The sequence below is a fragment of the Bacillus sp. AM 13(2015) genome, assembly GCF_001518755.1.
GTDB lineage: Bacteria > Bacillota > Bacilli > Bacillales > Bacillaceae > Bacillus > Bacillus safensis.
In genome coordinates, this window is sequence record NZ_LKCP01000059.1 from 48,803 (window position 1) to 72,497 (window position 23,695).

Genomic DNA, 23,695 nt, shown 5'->3' on the forward strand with positions numbered 1-23,695 from the left:
ATTTGTTAACCTTACACAGACATTCAATGTACACACATTATAAAGGGGTATCCTCATTTTGACAAGGTAATAAAATAAGAGATTGTCAGAATGAAACCGCTTAACAGCTATTTATATCAAGATTCTATATTTTCAAAATATTTTTGTCAGAAAAGCTCCCGAACACCGGGAAGCTTTATATTATGAACGAACCGGCGTTTTGGCTGGCTTGTCTTGTAAGACAAGTGCAATATTCTCAGCACATAAACGCATCATCGTTTTTCTCGTTTCGACACTAGCACTTCCAATATGAGGGAGGACTGTGACGTTAGGTAATGTCGTTAATGGATGAGATGGACTGACAGGCTCTTGTCTAAATACATCTAGACCTGCTCCGGCAATTTTTCCTGTCGTGACAGCCTCGTATAAAGCATCCTCATCCACAGTCTGTCCTCTTGATACGTTAATAAAATAAGCAGAGTTCTTCATCAGATCAAATGCTTGTTCATTAAACATGTCTTTTGTTTCCGGGGTTAACGGCGTCAGACAGACGATGAAATCAGACTGTTTGAGCAGTTCCTCAAAATCCGCATATGTCACACCAAGCTGCGCTTCTGCCTCGGGTTTTCTGGAACGATTATGATAAAGGATATTCATATTAAAGCCTTTGGCCCGCTTGGCTAGTGCTGTTCCAATGCTACCCATTCCGACAATCCCGAGCGTTTTGTGATGAACATCCGCACCGGCAAGAAGAAGCGGCCCCCAGCCTGTCCAATTTCCATCCTTAATCCAATCACTCGCCTCAACAATGCGTCTAGCTGACGCCATCAGTAGGGCAAAGGCTAAATCAGCCGTCGATTCTGTTAAGACATCTGGTGTATGACATACGGTGATTTCGCGCTTTTTGGCTGCTTCAACATCAATATTGTCATAGCCAACAGCAAGGTTTGCGACCACCTTGACATTAGGGGCCTTTGATAAAAGGGGCTCATCTATTTGATCTGACAGCATGGTGAGAAGCGCATTCGCTTTAGCAGCCTGTGTTTCTAACTCTTCTCTTGGACACGGCTCATCCTCGCTCGGCCACATCTCAACATGAGCGACTTCTTTTAATGGTGTAAGTGATGCTTCATCAAGCTTTCTTGTGATATAGACATAAGGTTTCGTCAAGAAGAACACTCCTTTAATCGATTTCTTTAAGCATAACGAAAAACGTCTCAAGAGAAAAGAGACGTTTCGTCTGTTCACTGAAACTTCAAATCAGCTGCAGGCTGAATCCAGCCAATAGCCGGAATGGGGCTACCACCGCTTCGCATGGCGCTCATTTCTTGAAAAACCTTTAGAAAGTATTCATAACGATTGGCATCATTTAAAACGTAATCTAACCTCTCTTCATAATATGCTTTTTCATTTTCTCCAGACATGTAGTAGCCCTCTACAATTTCAAAATAATGAAGCGGGAACAGCAGACGGCTGTATAATAAACGCTTTGAAAAGGAGGAAAGAGGTGTCACCTGTTCATATTGCTGAAGAAAGGAAAAGCCCTCTTCAATTAAATCTTCCTTATGCTGCACAAAAGTCTCTCTTAAGTATTCGGCAATATCGCGGGTTGGATGATCAAAGACCCAATCCACAGGTATACGAAGCGGCTGCTCATGCGGCCATGTCATACGTGAAAAGCGCTGATGACAGACAGTGCCTGAGTCACCTTCTTTCGGTTCATCATCGAGCTCAGTATCGACTAAATATTGAATGGCATTCTCCGTTAATCCAAGATAATACGGAAACGATTCAATGAATTTTTGTTCAAACCGTTCCAGCGGTTTTTGATGCATTTGCTGCATCCAAAAGCCTTCAAGCTGATCTAATCGTTTTGCCCATAATTCCTTCCAGGCACCGACACGTTTTGTTTCGGATACTTCATATGGAAAGCCTCTTCCCCTAACATGAAAGGCGGCCAGCTCTGACGCTTGCTGAAACGAGCGGCTTGAGATCGGAGGCGCTGCTTTTAATAAGGCGTACTGCTCCTTCCCATGAGTAAAGGTGGGCTTTTCTTCATTTGTTAATTCAAACACAGCGACGTATGGGTCTCCAGCATTCAGTAAATACTGACTGATATGATACATCTCTGCGAGTTCTTCTTCTCGCAAATGAGACACAGGAACAATAAGAAAGAGAGCCTCCGCCGTTTGAAAGCTCTGATAACTGCCGTATGGCATAAACTGACGAACATCAATACCAAATGTGTGATAAATGGTTTCTTTCATGTTTTCACCTGCGTTCGTATGATCAATCTCTTATCATATCGTAGTCGCAGGTTGAGGGATTTATGAATACTATTTACTATCCGAAGCTTTTTACACGTTGTGGACAAATTAAGAGGATTGGGTGAGGAATACATGCCGCATCATCATGAGATGAACGAAGTAGAAAAAACAGCAAGACGCCGTTTACAAGAACGAGGCGTAACCATTCAAGATATAGCAGACCTTGTCTACTTTTTACAGGAAAAATATCATCCTGGCTTAGACATGACAGAGTGCATCCACAATGTGGAGCGTGTCATCGCAAAACGTGAAGTCCAAAATGCGATTTTAACGGGCGTCGAACTAGACGTACTCGCCGAGCAAAAGAAGCTGACTGAGCCGCTTCAATCAATACTTGAAACGGACGAAAGCCTATATGGCGTTGATGAAATTTTATCCTTTGCTATCGTCAATATTTATGGTTCGATCGGCTTTACGAATTACGGATATATCGATAAAGAAAAACCGGGAATTCTCGGAAAACTCAACGATAAATCCACAGGCGAATGCCACACCTTTTTAGATGACATTGTCGGCGCTATTGCTGCTGCCGCATCAAGCAGGCTGGCACATAGTGCGAGAAATGCGGAATAAAGAAAAAGAGGACGCGCGCGTAACGCTTGTCCTCTTTTTTTATGATAATCGCTCAATCCACTCGGATAATGAATCAATGACATAGGTTGGCTGCTTTTCATACTGCTGAAGCAGCTCTTTTGTTGTCACACCTGTATGGACGAGTAATGTGTCCATGCCTGCATTCATTCCTGCCATAATATCCGTATCATAGTTATCACCCACCATGAGCGTCTCAGACACATCTGTCCCAAGTACACGCATCGCTTGTTCCATAATAATTGATTCTGGCTTTCCGATAAATGTCGGCTGAACTGTTGTTGTCACGGTCAGTACAGATGTTAACGAGCCGTTCCCTGGCAAAAGCCCTCTTTCTGTTGGGATAGCAATATCTCCATTTGTTGAGACAAATTGTGCGCCTTGACGGATGGCAATCGCACCTACTGCTAATTTTTCATATGTAATGCCCCGATCAATTCCAACAACAACAAAATCTGCGTCTTCCTGACCAAACGTCAGCCCTTTTTCTTCAATCGCCTGCTTGATTCCTTCTTCACCGATCACGTAAACTGACGCATCTTTCTTTTGCTCAGCAATATAATTGGCCGTCGCCATACTTGTTGTGAAAACTTGTTCTTCTGTGGCTGGAATATCGAAGGAAACGAGTTTTTCCGCTACCTGCTTTGGCGTGCGTGATGAGTTATTCGTGACAAACAAGTAAGGGATGTTCAACTCATTTAACTTCTGAACAAATTGACCTGCTTCTTCGATCTTTTCTGTTCCTTTATACATTGTCCCGTCTAAATCAATTAAATAGCCTTTGTATTTCATGATGCTCACAACTCCAATGGTTTATTTAAACGCTGATACTGGGCCAAGCTCCTGCTCCAAGTAGGTACGGATGCGGCTTGGAAAGACCTCTAGCGCCAGCTCTACTTCGCTGATCACCTGCAATAAGTCATGATGATCCACTTCCTGATATTGCTGCACAAGTGTTTTGCGGGATGAGACAAGCTTTTTCAGCTGACTGCCCTCACCTTCTGGTACGACCTTTTCATCAACAAGGATATCCATGATGTCATCATAGCTTCCTGGGTCACGCATAATAAAGCCATCAATCATGTCATTTCCAGTATCAAGAATACATTCGACGAGCAAATGAACAATTCGTTCCAGCGCTTTTTTTTCTAGAGGACTTGTCCATGTTTGATGACTCTGCATCAACTCATATTGCTCCTCGAAAAAACGTAATGTCTCTTCAATCTTTTTTCTGTCTACGAAATACATTATGACGCTCCCCTTTGCGTTATTTTCTGATTCGTTTTAAGACAAAATAGGCACAGCCAAAATTACAGTATTCATAAATGTATTCATCGAGTGTGCTGATTTTAGTATCAAATGTGGCCTTTTGGTTTTGGTCATCAAAGAACCCTTTCAGCCTGAGCTGATTATAGCCCCAGTCCCCCACAATATAATCATACTTATTTAAAATATCTGAGTACCTTGCTTTAAACGCTTCTTCATTAAAGCCGTCTTTGATATCTCTTACAAGATCAAAGGTAGCATTCTGAATGACGATCATCTTCTCACCTCTTTTTAAACGATCCATCTTTAATGATAATTCATTGGAAGAACTCCATCAATTGCTAAAGCATGTTTTTTCCGATTTAGCCGAAGCTAAAGGAAAAAGGAGGTCACATTTATGAAGAAACAACTGACAGCCGCGATTCTCCTCAGCATACTTTTAGGCGGGTGCGGCTTTCAATCAGGTATGAACCGGCAAGTGGATGAAGATTCTTCAAGTAAAACCATCCGTCTGTCGGATCGTCATGAAGGAAATAATTCCAACATGCCAGAAGCAGACACAAACAAAGCAGGATATGTTCGTTATCAGCGCCAGCAAGTAACGGATCAGAAAGAAAGAACCCCTGCTTTAAATCGTGAGCATCTTGCCCACGTGATTACAAGTTTAACGGTGCAGCTGCCAAACATCAAAGATGCAGCCACACTTGTGACAGATGAGGATGCACTCATCGTGTATCGAACAGGAAACAAAAACCGTGATGAATCTGCCGATCAAGTAAAGAAAACGGCGGTTTCTGTTCTCCCTCGTTATTATCATGTATACGTCTCTGATAATCCAGAGCACTTTCAATCCATTGCCAATTTTTCACGTCTTCAAACCAATTCACGTGATTTTGACCAGATTTTAACCAAAACAATTCAGCAAATGAAGTACTCCCCTCAAGGTGGAGATATTTCAACGAAAGAAGATGCAAATGGGATGACGAATTCCGACCGTACGATGAGAAGAAACGCCCCTTATGGCCAAAATTAATATGAGAAAAAACGCCAGAGAGCTCTGGCGTTTTCTTTGTTATGCTTGCGCCTGACGCTTTTTAGACGCTTCGTTTACTTGTTCATCTGCATGGTAGGAAGAGCGCACAAGCGGCCCAGCTTCACAGTGGCTAAAGCCTTTTGACATCGCAATTTCCTTCAGCTCTGCAAACTCATCCGGATGATAGTATTTTTGAACTTTCAAATGCTTTTTCGAAGGCTGTAAGTACTGACCAATCGCCATAATATCCACGTTATTGGCAAGAAGATCATCCATGACTTCAATGATTTCTTCCTTCGTTTCACCGAGTCCAATCATAATGCTTGATTTTGTTGGAATGTCAGGCTGCATTTCTTTTGCACGACGCAAGAATTCTAATGAACGATCGTATGTAGCACGCGCACGAACTCTTGGCGTTAATCTGCGCACTGTTTCAATGTTGTGATTTAAAATGTCAGGACGAGTGTCCATTAACGTCTTCAAGTTATCATAATTACCGCCCATGTCTGAAGGGAGAACTTCAATTGTCGTGAATGGGCTTTTTCTTCTAATCGCACGAACGGTTTCAGCGAACACACCTGCTCCGCCATCCTTTTGATCATCCCTTGCAACCGCTGTGATGACAGCATGCTTTAAGTTCATTAATGCTACTGAATCTGCCACGCGTTCTGGCTCTTGCAGGTCAAGCTCAGTTGGAAGTCCAGTTTTCACCGCACAGAAACGGCATGCGCGCGTACAAACAGATCCAAGGATCATAAATGTAGCGGTTCTTCTCACTGCCCAGCATTCATGAATATTCGGACATTTTGCTTCCTCACAAACGGTATGCAGGTTGTTTTCCCGCATCATTTTCTTCAAACCGGTATAGTTTTCATTCGTATTCAGCTTAATTTTAAGCCAGTCCGGTTTTCTTACGTGCTCTTCCTTCTTTGCCAATTCCATCATCTCCATATGAATTCGTTAAAGGTGCATCTACAAAAATCTTCCTGCTATATACGATGGATGCAGCCAAGAAGCTGCAAAAAATTGAATCTTCGGCCTAAAGCCTTTTCTTTAGACACTTTAACATAGTACAGATTGAACAACAAGGGAATGAGCTGCAAAAATACCCAAAAGCCTCCTAAAAAAACCGAAGAAAATTACTAACATTTTCTTCTTATGAAATAGAGTGATCTAACCACACTAAACGGTAGAAGACGATGCTCGATGAAAGGAGATGGACGTTTGTGAAAGTGGTTTTAGCCATCATGATTGCTCTTTCAATGCTCCCTTTACCTGTTCATGCAGAAGGGACCGGCAAACAGCCAGATGAATTGAAGCAGAGAATGGCCCTATATGAAAAAGTCTCCATCACAACACAGGTTCCATGGTATGTACTTGCTGCAGTTGATCAGTATGAACACAATATTCGAAAAAGCAGAAGAGATTTACCGAAACAAAAAGGCGTCATTGGCATCTACATTCCCCGGGAAATGTGGATTGGACCAGAAAACCCGAATAAACAGGATACCTCTCCTTTAAGCATTAAAGTGTTTGATGGAATTGGGCTTGATGGGAATGGGGATGGCAAAGCAAGCAGCGATGACGATGAGGATGTATTATTCACGTTTGCTCAATACTTGCTTCACTACGGCAGCAGCATTGATCAATTAAAAATTGGCTTATGGGACTATTATGGACGTGATCAAACCGTTGGAATCATTTCATCTTTTATGAAGCTATATAAGCACTACGGCCATCTTGATCTTGGAAAGCATGCTTTTCCTCTACCAGTTGGAGCTGACTACAGCTACCGAAGTACATGGGGAGATGCGAGAGGATTTGGAGGAAGAAGAATTCATGAGGGAACCGATTTATTTGCCCATTATGGACTTCCCGTTCGTGCGACATCGTATGGCGTGATTGAAATGAAAGGCTGGAACCGCTTTGGCGGCTGGCGGATAGGCATTCGAGATATTCATAATCATTATCATTACTTCGCTCACTTAAATGGCTTTGCGAAAGGACTTAAGACAGGTCAAATAGTTGAACCAGGTCAGGTGATTGGATCTGTCGGAAGCTCCGGTTACGGCCCTCCAGGCACCGCAGGAAAATTTCCGCCGCATCTTCACTATGGCATGTACAAAGACAACGGCAGAACGGAATGGTCATTTGACCCATACCCTCATTTGAGGGCGTGGGAAAGAGCTGAACGGAAACGAAAATCGTAAAAAAACAGCCCAATCATTGTTGGGCTGTTATTCCTTTTTCTCCTTTTTCTCTGGGAGAACAATTGGTGGAGCACCTGAGTTTGTTCCGCTGCCATTATAATAATCTGGTACGTCTCCTTGAACGGCTTGTATGGAGACAGGAACAGAGTTTTTGACTACGATTGTTTCAGAAGCAAATGGGATAATGACTCTTACCTTAACCTCGATCAGAACACTAATATCAATCAACGCATTGTTGATGCCATAAGGCTTAATGTTTTTCTCAACGTCCGTGTGCGGATCACCAATCACACTAAAGCGTACAGGTACTTTTGGTCCGAGGTTGGCGATGAGTGCATTTCCGGATGCCTGACCGAGCGGAATGTTATATATAATGCCGTCATGTCCATCTGTTTGATCCTTTAACGCTTCTTTTGCCTCTTTTTGAAAGTTCCCCTTTTCAATGTCCTCTAAATTTTTCTGAAGATGACGTGATAGGTCAGCCATGGCTTTCGATGTTGCTTGCGCATTAAAATCGATGGTCGTCACTTTTCCGTTCTCACTTGTATTCATGACCACCATATCCTTCATATTCTCCTGATCGTCTGCAAAGTCTTGCACTGAATATTGTATGAGGTGATTGGCGATGCGCTCTGTTTCTAGTTCAGCAATGTGAATAAGGGTTGGTTTAATGGATCGGTTGATAAAAAACAAACTAATCACGGTTGAGAGCACAAAGAATACGATGGCAAGCAGCATGACGTAACGAAATGGCAAAGGGCCCTTTTTGTAGGGGCGATAACGGCGGTTCATTCTCAATAAAAAATCCCCCCTTCTCCATTACATGTGTATGCAGACAGGCGGGGGGATAGGAATCATCTCTCTATTTTATTTCACCATTTTTAATAATGCATCTCTTCCAATTGTTCCAGCTGAGATGCCTAGCGCTTCTGCGGCGTATGTCACAGATTCTAAAGGAGCATCGAGCAATTGCTCAATGGTTCTTACACCAACTGCTCTTCCTGCAATAATTCCTCTATCTGCAAGCTTTTCATTCAAGAGCCCGACATCAAGTGCACCGCACATGATATACCCGTGTTCATTTGTTACTGCCATGAAATTTGTCTTCGGCAGTTTGACGGTGACCGCTGTAAAGGAATGGCCATCAATTGTAATAGGTGTTAAATTCACCAAATCCCTTCACTCCTCTCATCACAATCTATGTGAAAAGAGGGCGCGTGTTGTTAGGCTGAAGCGGATTTCATGTGGCTTCCTTCAAGCGCCATGTCAGAACATCACGTAAAAATTCAGGCATGAAATATTCAATGTGTTCGTGATCACGGATATGCGGAAAAAGAGAGCCTAATGTATACATATCGACTGTGCCAACTGTATAGGAGGCGTCTTTTTTGATCAATTGACCATGTACAAAGACATCCTTCACCCGTTTGGCCTCGCCTTTTTCTAACGTATAGCTGAGTCCGCTATATAGCATTTTCCCCATCAGCTCACCTCTAAAGCCGAAGCCTTTAATGCGCAGCTGTTCCATTTTTTCTTCACAGCCCCGCCGAACCGTTTCGATGAGCTGTTGACCGGTAAGCGTCACCCGAATGGGATTAATAGGATGCGGACATATCCGGTGGATTTCTTCTCTTGTGACGATCCCTGCCTCTAATGAATCAAGCACCATACCTGCATTCATCATGCCAATATCTGCTCCGCACCAATCTTTAATGGCATCTGTTAAGAGCTGCGGAAGCGGAGATTCGTCGAACCACTTCGTTTCTAGCTTCGACTCAATTGTTGTGACTTTTTCCTGCATGAGTGCTTTCGCTCTTCTTTCTGCCTGCTGTAAGGTGGTGATGGCTTCATCTGATTCACTGATGAGCTGATCCACTGACTGCACTGTCGCCTTTTTCTCTATCAGCTCTTTGCGTGCTGTATCGATTGTCAACTCGACGCAGCCAATATAATGCCCATACTTTTCAGCGCATGCAAGAAGCACCCCATTGTCCATTTCACCCTGTTCTAACAGATGATGCGTGTGCGAGCCTAGGATGATGTCGATTTCAGGGAAGTCACGGGCGACCTCTCGATCGTGGATAATACCGAGATGGGATAAGAGCACAATGACATCTGCCTGTCCCTTCACTTCCTGCAACATGTCCCGTATGCTGTCAAACGGATCAGTAATGTTCCAGCCCAGCTTTTCATAAACAGGTGTATACGCAATGGTCACGCCTAAGAGACATATTCTCAGACCGTTTTCCAATGTGATCATATGATAGGGCTTTGCCCATAATGGCCTTTTGCCTTTCTCAAATAGATTAGACAGGACCACAGGAAATTGTGCATTCTCATACAAGTGATCAAGCTGATCATGAGGCAATGTAATACCTTCATTATTCCCGATCGTGACTCCATCATAGCCAAGCTGATTGAGGAGCTTGACGTTTACCTTTCCATAATCAGCTTCGGATACGAGGTTTACTCGATCCATATGGTCGCCAATATCAAACAAGAGCATCTGATCGTGAACTTGACGCTTTTCTTCAATATAAGCTGCAATTTTTGGCCAGTTCTCAAAGTGGCTGTGCAAGTCGTTTGTATGATATAACCATAGCTTCTGCAGCATGTTGATCTCTCCCTCAAGTTGTCACTGACCGTCTCATTCAGGTTGAAAGCTTCAGTCAGCTCTCGGTTAACTAAATAAATCTAACTGCTTCGGAGATAGGCTTGAATACGTGATATCCAGCAAATCAATCATCTGCTGTCCATTTGCTGCTGCATCTCCGCCGGAGTTATTATTAAACACGACATAGACATCTTTCGATTGCTGATGCAGGATGTCGAGATTCTTTTTCCACTCTTTTAATTCAGCTTCATTATATAAATATAAGTATCTCACTTCACGCCAATTCTCATGGTCTGCCGGGTGAAGCCAGCCCTGTTTATTCCTTCCGTGAAATCGGACCAATGTTTTATCACGGTGTGTAGCTTGTATGACTGGCGGAATGGAGCCTTCTCCGACTTGCGGTTCATCACAGACGGAATGAATCCATCCTTCCTTTTCCATAAAGGACAAAGTCTGCTCATAAAATTCCTCTGAAAACCATGTACGGTTTCTGAATTCGAGAGCACAAGGAATAGCACCCATCTTTTCCTTACACCATCTTAAATAGTGGACGTGCTCTTTTTTGCAATCAAACCAAGGTGGAAATTGAAAGAGCACCATGGCGAGTTTTCCTTCACGAATGAGCGGAGTCAGCGAAAGAATAAATGCATCAAACATGTCCTCCTTCGAAGCAAACGGAATCTCGCCCCTTTGATGTCCAGTCATCCCTTGGTATGCTTTTACAACAAATTGAAAGTCATCTGGCGTATCCTTTATCCACTTTTCATGATTACGCTCAGGCTGAACCGCATAAAAGCTGGCATCCAGTTCCACAATCGGAAACGTTGATGCGTAGTGAAACAGCTTTTGCGCGCTGCCGATTTTCGGCGGATAAAGACTGTCATGATCTCCCCAGCCAGTTAATCCGATATAAATCATGTTTCTCACCTCTTGCCACTTTCATATATAGACGGCTTCCTCACATCAAAGCCTTTGTCATTTGTGATCCCCATATTTCTGAAAGAAATTCTTCTGTTTACAACATATCATATTTGCTCGTAATTCTGAATGAAGATGACTGGCGGCACGTGATTTTGTCCTGTCGCTCTGTTTGTTTGTCATATTAATTAACAACTTTCTATCTAAAATGATTTTAGCTGATAACATAAAATGCATATCAGAGATGTTGACAGCAATTGTCCATTTTTTTATTCATCTTCACCAATAAAGGAGATTGAGTGGATATGAACATAGACGATAACCAGTTCGACATATTACAAAAAATCGCCAGAAATATTCACAAGCCTGTCTATTTGTTTAACCAGTATGGACGTATACTGTATACCTCGCACTCCATGATGACGAGCCCAGAATGGATGCACATTCTCCCCTTTTTTCGAAGCAGGACAACTCATTCTTTTTCGATGATACATGCTAAACAAACCTTTTCCATCTTTCCGATTGATTTAAACGAACAAACATGTGATTACCTGGTTATCCTTTCTTTCATTCACCCGCAGAATAAAGCATTGCATGGGATGATTGCAAAAGCAGTGAACGAAATGTCGATTGCTCGTATGAGACAATATGCCGCCCTGCAAATGGCCAAGCGTGCTAGAAATGAAGGTTTTCGCAGATGGATAGAGAGGGCATCGTCTTCCCAGCAAGATCATTTACATTTCGCTCAATCGTTTGGATTAAGTGCCGAATGCCGCTATCTATGTATGATCTGTCAGCTTGACCAGCGTAGTGATACCACATGTTTTATGGAGCAGCAAATGGTTTTAGATGATGTGATTGATCTGCTCGAAAGTGCACTTCTAAGCTGCCCATTGCCTGCCTTTCTGTTTGTCAAAGGTGATATGGGTGTTGTATTGATGGAGGAGACTGGCAGTTGGCCGGAGGTTAGCGGCAGCCTCAGCTCTTTTTTAAAACAGTTGCAGCTGCTTGTTAAACTGCAATTGAATCACACCATTTCTTTTGGGGTGAGTTTGACCGCCTGCCTAATCCACCATCTGTCTGAGGGCTACAATGAAGCATTAGAGGCTCTTCAAACCGGACATCTCTCATCGCGAACTGATTATATTCAATTTTATCAGGCGAAGGATGTACCAGATTTACTAAGGCTCATTCCAAGAAAGGATATGATCACGTTTCACCAGCTGCACCTACACCCGTTATCTGAACCATCACAAGTCGATCAAAGTCTTCTTCACACCTTGTCTGTCTATTTAGAAACCCATTGCCACATTTCAGAAACAGCTAAACGATTGTCTATTCATCGCAACACGGTCATTTATCGCCTTGAGAAGTGTGAAGAATTGCTTCGAATCAGCTTAAAAGATCCTGACGCAACATTGCGGCTGCGCTTAGCCTTCCGTATTCAAAGGTTTCTCTCATCCCATCCTGATTGAATTTTTTCTTCCGAAGCTTCATATAGTTTGGAAGAGAAAAATGAGTCTCGAGGAGGGATGACAAATGGATGATGAGCTCCGTCACATCCCGCAGCCCATTCGAAAGGATGGCGCGGGTGCCACCGACTTAGGCCCGCGTGATGTCCTTCGAGATATAGAGAACCCAGATATGCTCGTTCCCCCTAAAACCGATGCCGGAACAATTCCTAATTTAAAATTTTCATTTTCTGATACACACATGCATTTGAATCACGGCGGCTGGTCGAGGGAAATTACGAAGCGGGAGCTGCCTGTTTCAACAACGATTGCAGGTGTCAACATGCGGCTCACACGCGGAGGTGTTCGTGAGCTTCATTGGCATAAACAGGCGGAATGGGCGTATATGCTTTTAGGCAAAGCCCGCATCACATCTGTAGATGCAGAAGGGCGAAATATGATCGCTGATATAGAAGAAGGCGATTTGTGGTATTTTCCACCTGGTATCCCGCACTCCATTCAAGGACTTGAAGATGGATGTGAGTTCCTTCTTGTATTTGATGATGGCGATTTTTCTGAATTTGATACATTCACGATCACAGACTGGTTTGCCCATACACCAAAAGAGATTCTACCCGCCAATTTTGGTGTTCCTAAGAAATTGTTTGACCGTATTCCGAATAAGCAGCGCTATATGTTTCAAGGCTCACCGCCGGCATCTTTAGAAAGCCAAATGGTATCTGATCCATACGGGAGCATTAAGCCGCCATTTACGCACCAGCTTCTTCGTCAAAAGCCGCTAACGACCTCAGGCGGAACCGTCCGAATTGTCGACTCACAGAATTTCCCGATTTCAAAAACGATTGCCGCTGCACTTGTCGAAGTAAAACCTGGCGGCATGAGAGAAATGCACTGGCACCCTAATAATGATGAGTGGCAATACTATTTAACCGGCACGGCCAAAATGACGGTCTTTGGAGCAGGAGGTACTGCCCGCACCTTTAATTACAGAGCAGGTGATGTTGGATATGTTCCTTTTGGTATGGGGCATTACATCCAAAATATGGGCCAAACGAGCCTTTGGTTTTTAGAAATTTTTAAAAGTGACCGGTTTGCAGATATTTCGTTGAATCAGTGGATGGCCTTAACCCCGCCTCAATTAGTGAAAGAGCATTTACACGTAGATGATGCAATGATTCGTGCGCTTCATAAAGAAAAATCACCTGTCGTGAAATATAAGAGATGATGCGATTTTATTGATAAAAAACCGATCATTTTTTAGATGATCGGTTTTATCATGGTTAACTCTTATCGATACCAAGCTTTTGCTAAATTGTTTTTAAAGTTACTGTCCTTGAATGGTACGTTGGCACTACCAAAGTCTGTTGTATTCAATGCATGTCTTGCTGCCGGCGTTAGATCATCCCAGCCAATTAAAGGCTGCATCCCTTTACCGCTCACATTGCCGCTTACATCCAGCTCGTGGTTCAATGGCCAATTGCTATCATAACCAACCAAAGGATTTGTTCCTAAAATACTTGCGGCACTCGGTGCTGCTTTCTTATATTGCCCATGACCTGAGTAAGCAATCGATTGAACACGCGGGTTGGCTACAGCTGGGTTGTCAATCCAAACGACAATGGATTCCCAGTCATGACGATGACCAAAGCCCGGTGAAGGATTATCTTTTGGGAAATACCAAGCATACATAATTGCCCAGCTGCCATTGTACCAATCTGAACGTGAATATACTTGACCGATATTACTGCTGCATCCACCATTATGTGAACCGCTCGTTTTTAACCCTCTGCTTGTGTTTCCAGCAGCATCTACAGCTGGGAATGGTACACATCCATGCCATACTTTCAAATAAGGCTGAAATTTTTTCGCTGCTTTTTGTGTAACAGTTGTTGGATTGACTTCTCTAAAACCAACTACCTTGTCATGATCAATTTCTGCTGCATGAACTGCTGATGGCACTGCTGTACTAAACATGGTGACGATAAAAAATATAATGGCAAACATAAACTTCTTCATTTTCTATCCCCTTTTCTCTTGATTATCTCAGTTACCTCATGCTGTCGAGATTGATGTTACCATTGTGGAAAAAGCCAATCAATCACTTTTTACACAAAATGTATATTTTAGTATTTTATTAACAAGTTTTTATTAATCTCAAAGACCTAAATTTATGGATTTCATCTCAGTAAAAGGTGTAAATATTGATAAACTATACTATTCATTTAGATAAAATATAAAACATATACTATTTCTAATTGGAATTTTTCTAGATGTATTTCATTCAATAAAAAAAGATTGTAGATCAACTACAATCTTCCTTGCGCTGCATGAGCATGCTGCACTTTTTTCCCCCACACGATGGATGCAGCGAAACTGACGCAAAGCACCAGTGTTCCAAACATAAAAGGAAACTCAATATTCACATCAAATAATATACCAGCAAGACTCGGTCCGACGATATTGGCAAGGCTCATAAAGGATGTATTGAGGCCTCCTGCTATCCCTTGCTGATTGCCTGCCATCTTGGACAGCAATGTATTGAGGGCTGGACGGACAAATGACGTAGCCGATAAAAATAAAATCGAACCCGTAAAAATGAACCAAAAGGACGGCGCAAATCGGCAGGCGATCAGCATGAAAGCCGCTCCTAACAGCGCATAACGGACGACTCTCATCTCCCCAAATCGTTTCACACAGGCATTCACTAACGCACCTTGGACAAGCACCCCTGTAAGACCCGCAACCGTAATCACAAACGCAATATCCTTCGGTGAAAATCCGTGTTTTTGGTCTACATATAAGCCGAAAATCGATTCAAAGTGAATGATCCCGAAATTGAGGACAAAGGCCAATATAAACAAAAAGCCGTACGATGTCTTTAGAGCTTGGATCATTTGTACAAAAGGATTGAAATGAATGTCCTTGTTGAGCCGCGCCTCTTCCTGCTTTTCCTTTGTTAATGTTTCAGGTAAGAATAGGATGGATAACAAAGTAGAAAGGGCGGCAAAGGAACCGGCAATGAGAAATGGAAAAGCGATCCCGTACTCAACCAAATAGCCGCCTACGCCCGGCCCAATGACAAAACCTAGTGTCATCGCTGCACTGAATAGACCCATTCCTTTCCCTCGGTCCTTTTCACTTGTGATATCAGCGATGTATGCAAACATGGCCGGCATGAGCAAAGCCCCGGCAGCACCGCCTAAAAAGCGAGACACAAACAGCATCCAAAGCTGATCAGCAAAAGCAAAAATAAACTGAGCAATCGTAAAGCCGGCAATCCCGGCAATGATCAATTTTCTTCGTCCAAATCGATCGGTCAGTGCGCCGGCGATCGGCGATAACGCAAATTGTGTGAGGCCTGTTGCAGCGACAAGAAAACCGAGTGTTTTTCCTGTTGCGCCAAAGGCTTCGATGTAACTCGGCATAACAGGTACAATGAGGCCAAAGCCAAGCATGGCAATAAAAATATTGAGCATCAAAATGTATAATCTGCCCATCTTCTTCATACAAAAAACCTCTTTCTGCAAAATAAATGAAAATGATGACAAAAAGGATGAGAACTTCTCCAGTATAGCGATAACCTTATCTATAAGTCTAGTTTTTCAAAAATTAGCGTTCTTTTCCAAATAAAAAATACCCGCCAGTGGCGAGTATGATATATCTATTCAGCTTGTTCATAGTTAGAAAGAGCCGCCTGAAGCCCTGCTCCGCAATGGATAGACGCACCGTGTTTGATGAGGATCGCTTCCAGACCCGCTAACACAAACAGCACATTTTCCTTTCGGCAGCTGTAGCCCATTGCCCCAATTCTCCATATACGGCCGGCAAGCGGTCCAAAGGAGCTTGCAATCTCAATTCCAAAATGATGGAGCAGGTCGAAACGGACCGCTTCTCCGTCAATACCCTTTGGAATGACAACACAGGTCACAACCGGCATTTTACAATCTGGATCACCAAACAATTCAAGCCCCATCGCTTCAAGACCTTTCATCAAGGCTTTTTCATGATACGCGTGTCTTTGAAAACGTTCAGACAGCCCTTCTTCCAGCACAAGACGAACCCCTTCTCGCAGTGCATAGAGCATCGTTGTCGCTTCTGTATGATGATTTAATCTTCTTGGGCTCCAATAATCCTGAAGCTGGCTTAAATCAAAATAATTGCTTTTGATTGGAGAAATATCGATCTGTTTTTGTAATTCATCCTGTGTCGCAATCCCTTTTTCTACTTTCTTCCTCGATTCAATGACAGCTGCGAGACGGTCATTATATGTAATAGGTGACATGCCTGATGGAACAGATAAACATTTCTGCGTGCCGCCAATCGCCGCATCAATTTTCCATTCGTCCACTTTTACCTCGACACCGCCAATGGTCGCCACAGCGTCTACAATGAACAGCACATCAAGAGCCCGGCATGCTTCACCAATTTGCTTGAGCGGCTGCAATCGTCCGGTGGATGTTTCACCATGAACCATGGCAACGATTTTAGGCTTGACCTGCTTTATTTCTTGGATGATGTCGGCAGGATCAAAAACCGTCCCCCATTCACATTCCATTGTATGTACTTCAGCACCGTAGCGCTGTCCTATTTCAATGAGCAGGTGACCGAAGCGGCCAAAGACAGGCACAAGCATTGAATCTCCCGGCTCAATCACACTGGCGAGCACAGCTTCAAGCCCTGAACGGGACGTACCGTCAATTGGATAAGCCCATTTGTTTTCTGTTTGAAAAAGTGACCGCAATAAGGTCATTGTTTCGTTCATTATGTGTGTAAATGCTGGATCAAATTGACCAAGAATAGGGGTGCTCATCACACGGAGCACTCTCGGATCTACTTCTACGGGCCCCGGTGTCATTATCGTTCTTGAAGGTGTTTGCAGTTCTTTCACGTTATCCATCCTCTCCCTTGCTGTCCATCCTTATAAGCCCACTTATACAGGAATGCTCTTAAAATAGCAATCTCTTTTCCTACGAACTCATTACATAAAATTTACGATAAATCCATTTATTTCTTCATGACAATATGATAGAAATAAAGAGAATACATTCCCTATCAAGGAGGAAATCGAATGAAAAGAACTTTATTTGGAACTGTGGCCGCCGGAATCATGATATTCGGCACATTCGCCGCCCCGCTGCCTCCAGCTGCAAACGCTCAAGGTTTCAATCTGAATGAACCTAGTCAAACGATCACCTTTTCCCCGTTACAGCTTCAAAACGAAACATCTGCACAACAAACGCAAACTGCCGCCACAAGTCAAATCGATTCCTATTACCAATCTGCTGCTGGCAAATCAGGACCCGCTCTTAAAAAGGCTTTACACGATATCATTGATGATCATACGCAGCTATCCTACAGCCAGGTTTGGGATGCATTAAAGAAAACAGATGAAGACCCCAATAACTCTAACAATGTGCTGCTGCTTTATAGTGGTGCCTCCCGCTCAAAGCAAGCGAATGGTGGAAATGTCGGCCAGTGGAACAGAGAGCATGTCTGGGCAAAGTCTCATGGCAATTTTGGGACAAGTCAGGGGCCTGGGACAGATCTCCACCACCTTCGTGCGACAGATGTGCAAACGAACAGCACACGTGGAAATTTAGATTTTGATACAGGCGGTAATGAATACAAAGGGGCGCCGGGCAATTTCTACGATAGCGACTCATTCGAACCTCACAGCCGGGTCAAAGGAGATGTTGCGAGAATGCTCTTTTATATGGCGGTTCGCTACGAGGGTGATGACCGCTTTCCAGATTTAGAATTAAACGACAAAGTGAATAATGGAAGCTCGCCTCTTCACGGCAAAATGTCTGTGCTTCTCAAATGGCACAAGCAGGACCCAGTCGATCAAATCGAACGGAACCGCAATGAGATCATATATCAAACGTATCAGCACAACCGCAATCCTTTTATTGATCATCCTGAATGGGCAAGTGAGATTTGGGAATAAAAAAAGGCACTGCTATAAACAAGCAGTGCCTTTCTTTTGTTCAAGAGGACAAACAAGACAATAATCAAGACTCTCTGATTTTTTCTCAAGCTTATAATACATACAGCAGGTTTTCCGGTTGGATGTTTCAAGTAAGCTGTCGTCTAGGTTTAAACTGTGCTGAAATGGATTTTGCTGAGCTCCAAATACATCCCCAGCCGCCTGCTTCAGATACAGATAATCCTCCCGCACACGCTGCTTCACCGCAGGTTCTTCCGCTTCCCGCATCATGCTTCGATAAAGAGAGTTGATTCGAACCGCTACATTTTCCCATAAAATACGAGAAGAGAGTTTTGATGTGCGGTTCAGCACGTCTAAAAGAGGTGTGACACACTCCGTAAACAGTGCACGTACGACCTTCTCTCTCCATTCATGCCGATCTCCTTCTAGTGGAACAAACGAACACGCTGCCTCATCAATTTCAATTTTCCGATCCTCTCTAAATGCACATGCTGCTGGTGAAAACTGATAGACACCGTCATACAGCGTCATCAAATAAAGAGAGGAACTGACGGCTAAATAGGCATACCGCTTTGAAAACATAGAAGCTGCTACCGCAAGATTGGGTGCATGCATCGCTTCCTTTTCAGCTTCTAATAAACGTATGACGGCTGCTTCTGAAAAAAGCGCAGCAAGTGTGCGATCAGATGTCATTGGTCCATTTGTGATGTGTACCCCGAAATCAAGTAATTCTCTCTCAACCCACTCTGGCCTCATATCAAAACCCCTATCTTTCGTTTATCGATTTCGCTGTTGATATAACAAATAAATAAAGAATGGTGCACCAATTGCCGCCGTAAAAACACCTGCTGGGACATCTAACGGTAGAAATGCGGTTCTAGCCACAAGATCAGCCAGCATCACGAGAATACTTCCAACAAGCGCAGATGCTGGGACAAGTGCTATGAATGAACGTCCAATGATCATCCGTGCGACGTGCGGCGCCATGAGTCCAACAAATTCAATGCCGCCTGCAAATGCGACTGCAACACCAGCCAATGTCACACTCATCAGGAGAAAGAATAATCGTTTCGCCTGCACTTTTACCCCGAGACCTGTTGCAAGATCATCTCCAAGTTCTTTTACATTCATCGTTCTTGCTAACACCATGACAATCGGTAAAATAATCATCACCCAAGGAAGCATCGCAGTGACATCTTTCATCGTAGAACCATATAAGCTGCCCGTCAGCCAAATATATGACTTAGTCGTTGTCATCGTATCACTAAGAACAAGCGTAAACGTCACACACGCCTTCATAATGGCAGAAATTCCTATTCCCATTAGGACAAGTGTGATCGGTTTGACCCCTTTTTTCCATGACAGCAAATAGATCAGGCACGATACCGCAAAAGCACCTGCAATCGCCCATAAGGATTGATAAGCAATAGGCACAGTACCCATCCAAAAGACGATGAACATAATCGCACCAAACGAAGCACCACTCGTAATCCCAATGATGTCAGGCGATGCAAGCGGGTTGCGAATCAATCCTTGCAAAATAAGCCCTGATACCGCAAGCGAGGCTCCGACTAAGACAGCCAGCAGCGTTCGTGGAATCCTCAGCGTATTTAACACAAAGGAATTTCCCTCTCCCTGACCGATTAAATGAAGCAGCACATCCACCGGCTGAATGAACCGGCTCCCCATACTGAGACTGCAGAATAAATAAACCAAAGGCAATGGCCGTCAATAAAAGTAAAATCAAAAACGTCCGCTTTGAAAATTGAAATGAAATGCGCCCGCCTTTAGAACGCACTGTATATGTTTTAGCCACCTGTCTTCAACCCCTTGCGCACGAGATAAACAAATAGAGGCGCTCCTGCTACCGCCGTCATGACACCAATCGGCACTTCCTGCGGCATGATCAGAAAACGAGCCGCTAGATCCGCGGCAAGTAAAAGCGACGCCCCCACAACGGCACAATACGGCAGTACCCAGCGGTGGTCAGGTCCGACAAGCTTTTTCACAATATGCGGCACAAGAAAACCAACAAAACCAATTGAACCGGCAACAGCGACCGAACCACCTGCTAAAAAGACGACGAGTACACCCATCGTTATTTTCAGCAGCAGTGTACGCTGGCCAAGTCCTTTGGCAATATCATCTCCTGACAAAAGAACATTAATAGAACGTCCTAGAAGCAGCGCCACAATCGTCGCACCGAGAATATAAGGTAACACAGGGATTAACATATCAATGCTTCTTCCAGACACTGAACCAGCCATCCAGAACAAAATACTTTGAATCGACTGTTCATTCACGATTAAAAGACCTTGTGTAAAAGACGCAAACAGTGCAGATATCGCCGCACCTGCAAGGACAATTTTGACCGGCGTCAATCCATCTCTTCCAATGGAACCCAATAGAAAAACGAGCATCCCTGCAATCGCTGCGCCTAGAAAGGCTGTCCACATATAGCCTGTTAACGACTCTGTTGAAAAGAAAACAATCGAAATCACGATAAAAAAGAGTCCACCTGCATTAATTCCTAATAAATCAGGCGCCGCAAGCGGATTTCTCGTCAATGCCTGCATGAGTGCACCTGAAATCGCCAGGCTAGATCCAACGACCGTTGCGATTAAAGCTCTTGATAATCTGGATGTCATGACAATCACACTGTTTGGATCCGATTCATCAAATTGAAGAAAAGCATGGATGGTGGCTTTGAGGGAAATTGAGGTTTGCCCAAGGGAAATACTGAGCATAAAAAAGACCAACATCAACACAATGAATCCAGCAAAAAGCAGTGCCTTGCTTGAATCCTTTTTTAATAAACTTCTCATCTAATTCCCGCTTTCAATCTGTTATGGAAAAAAGGAGAAAATGGTATGTTCACATTTTCTCCTCTGTTAAGACTTATTTATCAATTCCTAGACGATCATAAATATCATCAAGCATCATGTTTGCAGCGATAATACCGCCGCCCATGTTCCAAGTGATTTCATCTACTTTATGCACTTGTTTCGCTTTCACTGCGTCAAGCTGCTTCCATAAAGGATGGCTCGTCCACTCTTTATATGCTTTCTCAACCGCCTTATCTTGATCATCCATGAAGTAATAGATCACATCTGCATCCATTTGCGGAATGCTCTCTTTGTCTGTCAGTGTAATAATGTCTTGCTTTTTATCTTTGACATTCTTAGGTCCTTTAAAGCCTAGCTCTGTTAAAATCGACCCTGCGAAACCAGTTTGATAGATTCTAGCATGGTCTGCACGGAAGTTCACCACAGACACACTCATTGGCCAGTTTTTGATGTCTTTTTTCGCTTTTTCTTTGAAGTCAGCGACGCGGTCATCCCACTTCGTTAGCAATTCTTTTGATTTGTCTTCCTGATTTAACGCTTCACCCATCAACTTCACTGTATCTTTAAAGGTGAACACTGTTTCTGTTGCAACAGTTGGAGCGATTTCTTGCAGCTGATCAAAAATTTGCTCGTGGCGGATTTTTGATGCAATGATCAAATCAGGCTTGAGCTTTTCAATTTCCTCTAAGTTTGGCTGTGTTTCCTGCCCAACAATTTTAACATCCTTTAAGTCATCTCTTAAATATTTATACGTAGGTGCTTCAAGCCATGATTCAACAACACCCACTGGTTTAATGCCCATAGCGACTGCTGCATCCGTTGCTCCTTGGTACAGCGTCACAATACGCTTTGGTTTATCCTTAATATTGTCAGTTGAACCGATAGCGCTTTCAACAGTCCTTGTTTTCTCTTTATTACCTGACTTGCCGTCACTGCTATTGCTGCCGCAAGCTGCAAGTAAAACGATGGAGAGCACAACTAATAGCGACCAAAAAGATTTCTTGAACATGTACCTCACCTATCCATTCTATATGTAGTCATATCGTTTGATAACGATTCTCATTATCACATTATGATTTTATCATAGAAAAGGATGGTGTCAATGTAAATTTTTAATTAAATGGGAGAGTATTGACTAGTTGTTCATACTAAATAGAAGGATTCCACATTTGGATCGTCCTGCCAATCTGTTTTCCCGCTTCTAGTAAAATCGACAAATGGGTATGTCCTTCCAGCACTTGATAGACTGATTGTTTTTTGATTGGTTCCTTCGGCAGCTCATGATAGGGGAGAAATGTCTCGACGTCATACAGCTCATCCTTGCTGCCTACAAACATGCCATACGGCCGATCCATCTTCGCAAATTGTTTTTTAGGTGCAGATGGGGTTAAGGCAAGAGATAAATTGACGGTGATAGCCGTCAATAGAAGCGGATCCTGCTCAACTGCCCATGCAGGATAATGAAAACGTACCGCTTCAGAATGACTCATCAGACTCCCTTTTGTCATCGCAGACAGAATGAATTTCCATACTTGAACGGTGGCAAAAGGAATTTGATCAGCCCTCGCAGTACCTGATTTATAGCCAAATTCAGGTGCAATAAAAAAGTAACCGTCTACTTCTCTTTTTTTTGGCCAAGACAAGTAGTTAAGCAGCAGGCCCGCTCCCGAAGAATGGCCACAAAGGTAGATGGCACCTTTATGATCCTGTTTGATGGCATCCACAACCTGCGACATATCTTGCCATACATCCGTGACACTAGGTGTATCCCCTTTTTTTCCTTGTGAATGGCCATGGCCTCTTAGATCAAGTAAAAATACATTTACGTGAAAATCATGTTGCAGCGTGGATGCGATATGCTCATAACCAGCCAAACTATGAGCACCACCGCCATGAATCAAGATCACATTGGCCTGCGTGTTCTTTTCTGATAAAAATGGATAATACGCAAGGCTTGTACCATCATGTGATGAAATGAATTGTCTTTCTGGAATATGTACAGAGGCTGCTTGTTGCATACTTGTAAACGAGAATGGTTCTGTCTTGGTGTGTGTCAATTGATTTCGCTCCTTTAGCCAGAAATGAGAATGACTAAGTAAAATTAGTCATCCTCCTTCCTGCATCCTATTCATTCATATCCTGCAGAGGGAAGGCCTTACTTTTTCTAAATCATACCATAAGAACATGTCAATGAAGTCGGTGCTTTGTCAAACGCCTTTCATCATACTGTACATCTCTTTATGAATGAACAAAAGACGAACGTCCATCGTTCGCCCTCTTTCCTTACTTCACTTCCTCATGCTCTTGGGCAGCATCTCTTTTGCTCGCAATAAAGAGTGCACAAGTCATAGCAAGAATGGCCAGCGCCCACCAGAAGGTCGATACCGCCTCTTCATGATCAATGATAATTAAACGGATAACAGCTGTGATCCCTATATAAATAAAATAACGAAGCGGAAAATGAAAGTTAGATTTAAAGTATTTAATAATTA

At 43.2% G+C, this 23,695-nt stretch carries 24 protein-coding genes and 1 pseudogene; 6 read left to right on the top strand and 19 right to left on the bottom strand.

The features are described 5' to 3' along the window. Nucleotides 1-180: 180 nt before the first annotated feature. A complete protein-coding gene (locus AOQ70_RS09585) occupies nt 181-1,149 on the bottom strand; it encodes a 2-hydroxyacid dehydrogenase (RefSeq protein WP_059375950.1) in 969 nt (322 codons plus the stop codon). A 74-nt stretch (nt 1,150-1,223) separates the two neighbouring features. Then, nucleotides 1,224-2,246 carry a spore coat putative kinase YutH gene (gene yutH / locus AOQ70_RS09590; RefSeq protein WP_059375953.1) on the bottom strand — a complete coding sequence of 341 codons (1,023 nt, stop codon included), beginning with the start codon at nt 2,244-2,246 and terminating at the stop codon, nt 1,224-1,226. Nucleotides 2,247-2,378: 132 nt separating this feature from the next. On the opposite strand from yutH, the gene AOQ70_RS09595 reads away from it, so the two are divergent. After that, nucleotides 2,379-2,879, top strand: coding sequence for a phosphatidylglycerophosphatase A family protein (locus AOQ70_RS09595; RefSeq protein ID WP_025094161.1), 501 nt, complete (start codon nt 2,379-2,381; stop codon nt 2,877-2,879). 39 nt (nt 2,880-2,918) lie between these two features. On the opposite strand, the gene AOQ70_RS09600 is transcribed toward AOQ70_RS09595, so the two are convergent. Genes AOQ70_RS09600 through AOQ70_RS09610 form a run of 3 tightly spaced genes read right to left on the bottom strand, consistent with a single transcriptional unit; the run spans nt 2,919 to nt 4,440 of the window. Continuing rightward, a complete protein-coding gene (locus tag AOQ70_RS09600) occupies nt 2,919-3,692 on the bottom strand; it encodes a TIGR01457 family HAD-type hydrolase (protein WP_099663641.1) in 774 nt (257 codons plus the stop codon). Between the two features lie 18 nt (nt 3,693-3,710). Next, complete coding sequence (locus AOQ70_RS09605; RefSeq protein WP_059375955.1) at nt 3,711-4,145, bottom strand: DUF86 domain-containing protein; 435 nt, start codon at nt 4,143-4,145, stop codon at nt 3,711-3,713. 19 nt (nt 4,146-4,164) lie between these two features. Further along, entirely contained in the window at nt 4,165-4,440 is a 276-nt protein-coding gene (locus AOQ70_RS09610) for a YutD family protein (protein ID WP_039181199.1), read from the bottom strand. A 120-nt stretch (nt 4,441-4,560) separates the two neighbouring features. Between AOQ70_RS09610 and AOQ70_RS09615 the strand changes: the two genes are divergently transcribed. Next, the gene (locus tag AOQ70_RS09615; protein ID WP_059375956.1) at nt 4,561-5,196 is read left to right on the top strand and encodes a YhcN/YlaJ family sporulation lipoprotein; all 636 of its coding nucleotides are present in this window, start codon (nt 4,561-4,563) and stop codon (nt 5,194-5,196) included. A gap of 39 nt (nt 5,197-5,235) precedes the next feature. On the opposite strand, the gene lipA is transcribed toward AOQ70_RS09615, so the two are convergent. Then, a complete protein-coding gene (gene lipA / locus AOQ70_RS09620) occupies nt 5,236-6,132 on the bottom strand; it encodes a lipoyl synthase (protein ID WP_008360456.1) in 897 nt (298 codons plus the stop codon). A 326-nt stretch (nt 6,133-6,458) separates the two neighbouring features. On the opposite strand from lipA, the gene AOQ70_RS09625 reads away from it, so the two are divergent. Continuing rightward, the gene (locus AOQ70_RS09625; protein ID WP_228280212.1) at nt 6,459-7,406 is read left to right on the top strand and encodes a M23 family metallopeptidase; all 948 of its coding nucleotides are present in this window, start codon (nt 6,459-6,461) and stop codon (nt 7,404-7,406) included. A 27-nt stretch (nt 7,407-7,433) separates the two neighbouring features. On the opposite strand, the gene yunB is transcribed toward AOQ70_RS09625, so the two are convergent. From yunB to AOQ70_RS09645, 4 genes are all read right to left on the bottom strand, one after another. Then, on the bottom strand, nt 7,434-8,204 hold the full coding sequence (yunB, locus tag AOQ70_RS09630; protein ID WP_081258425.1) for a sporulation protein YunB: 771 nt from the start codon (nt 8,202-8,204) through the stop codon (nt 7,434-7,436). A 69-nt stretch (nt 8,205-8,273) separates the two neighbouring features. Continuing rightward, on the bottom strand, nt 8,274-8,579 hold the full coding sequence (locus AOQ70_RS09635) for a YunC family protein (protein WP_024425980.1): 306 nt from the start codon (nt 8,577-8,579) through the stop codon (nt 8,274-8,276). A gap of 67 nt (nt 8,580-8,646) precedes the next feature. Continuing rightward, on the bottom strand, nt 8,647-10,020 hold the full coding sequence (locus AOQ70_RS09640; protein ID WP_059375960.1) for a bifunctional metallophosphatase/5'-nucleotidase: 1,374 nt from the start codon (nt 10,018-10,020) through the stop codon (nt 8,647-8,649). 66 nt (nt 10,021-10,086) lie between these two features. After that, the gene (locus AOQ70_RS09645; RefSeq protein WP_059375962.1) at nt 10,087-10,938 is read right to left on the bottom strand and encodes a DUF72 domain-containing protein; all 852 of its coding nucleotides are present in this window, start codon (nt 10,936-10,938) and stop codon (nt 10,087-10,089) included. 305 nt (nt 10,939-11,243) lie between these two features. Here AOQ70_RS09645 and AOQ70_RS09650 point away from each other — a divergent pair, with 305 nt between their 5' ends. Continuing rightward, the gene (locus AOQ70_RS09650) at nt 11,244-12,413 is read left to right on the top strand and encodes a PucR family transcriptional regulator (protein ID WP_059375964.1); all 1,170 of its coding nucleotides are present in this window, start codon (nt 11,244-11,246) and stop codon (nt 12,411-12,413) included. A gap of 64 nt (nt 12,414-12,477) precedes the next feature. Continuing rightward, nucleotides 12,478-13,635, top strand: a complete 1,158-nt coding sequence (locus tag AOQ70_RS09655) for an oxalate decarboxylase family bicupin (protein ID WP_059375965.1) — start codon at nt 12,478-12,480, stop codon at nt 13,633-13,635. A gap of 62 nt (nt 13,636-13,697) precedes the next feature. Here AOQ70_RS09655 and AOQ70_RS09660 read toward each other — a convergent pair whose 3' ends face one another. The 3 genes from AOQ70_RS09660 to AOQ70_RS09670 all read right to left on the bottom strand — a co-directional run bounded on the left by AOQ70_RS09660 (nt 13,698) and on the right by AOQ70_RS09670 (nt 17,307). After that, nucleotides 13,698-14,426 (bottom strand): NPP1 family protein, encoded by a 729-nt coding sequence (locus AOQ70_RS09660; protein WP_041088387.1) that lies wholly within the window; start codon nt 14,424-14,426, stop codon nt 13,698-13,700. A 290-nt stretch (nt 14,427-14,716) separates the two neighbouring features. Further along, nucleotides 14,717-15,916 (bottom strand): MFS transporter, encoded by a 1,200-nt coding sequence (locus AOQ70_RS09665; protein ID WP_059375967.1) that lies wholly within the window; start codon nt 15,914-15,916, stop codon nt 14,717-14,719. A gap of 155 nt (nt 15,917-16,071) precedes the next feature. After that, complete coding sequence (locus AOQ70_RS09670) at nt 16,072-17,307, bottom strand: pyridoxal-phosphate-dependent aminotransferase family protein (protein ID WP_059375970.1); 1,236 nt, start codon at nt 17,305-17,307, stop codon at nt 16,072-16,074. Nucleotides 17,308-17,478: 171 nt separating this feature from the next. Between AOQ70_RS09670 and AOQ70_RS09675 the strand changes: the two genes are divergently transcribed. Next, nucleotides 17,479-18,357 (top strand): endonuclease I family protein, encoded by an 879-nt coding sequence (locus AOQ70_RS09675; protein ID WP_039181227.1) that lies wholly within the window; start codon nt 17,479-17,481, stop codon nt 18,355-18,357. A 12-nt stretch (nt 18,358-18,369) separates the two neighbouring features. Here AOQ70_RS09675 and AOQ70_RS09680 read toward each other — a convergent pair whose 3' ends face one another. The 6 genes and pseudogenes from AOQ70_RS09680 to AOQ70_RS09705 form a co-directional block, all read right to left on the bottom strand. Then, nucleotides 18,370-19,113 carry an IucA/IucC family C-terminal-domain containing protein gene (locus AOQ70_RS09680; RefSeq protein WP_059375973.1) on the bottom strand — a complete coding sequence of 248 codons (744 nt, stop codon included), beginning with the start codon at nt 19,111-19,113 and terminating at the stop codon, nt 18,370-18,372. Between the two features lie 21 nt (nt 19,114-19,134). After that, nucleotides 19,135-20,173, bottom strand: a pseudogene (locus AOQ70_RS09685) (FecCD family ABC transporter permease). Further along, entirely contained in the window at nt 20,166-21,182 is a 1,017-nt protein-coding gene (locus AOQ70_RS09690) for a FecCD family ABC transporter permease (protein WP_034282660.1), read from the bottom strand. The pseudogene AOQ70_RS09685 and the gene AOQ70_RS09690 overlap by 8 nt, the downstream one beginning before the upstream one ends. 73 nt (nt 21,183-21,255) lie before the next feature. Continuing rightward, nucleotides 21,256-22,212 (bottom strand): ABC transporter substrate-binding protein, encoded by a 957-nt coding sequence (locus AOQ70_RS09695; protein ID WP_039181238.1) that lies wholly within the window; start codon nt 22,210-22,212, stop codon nt 21,256-21,258. Nucleotides 22,213-22,351: 139 nt separating this feature from the next. Beyond that, nucleotides 22,352-23,260 carry an alpha/beta hydrolase gene (locus tag AOQ70_RS09700; RefSeq protein ID WP_231730860.1) on the bottom strand — a complete coding sequence of 303 codons (909 nt, stop codon included), beginning with the start codon at nt 23,258-23,260 and terminating at the stop codon, nt 22,352-22,354. A 226-nt stretch (nt 23,261-23,486) separates the two neighbouring features. After that, the coding region (locus tag AOQ70_RS09705; RefSeq protein ID WP_197414607.1) for a phosphate-starvation-inducible PsiE family protein at nt 23,487-23,695 on the bottom strand (209 nt) is incomplete at its 5' end.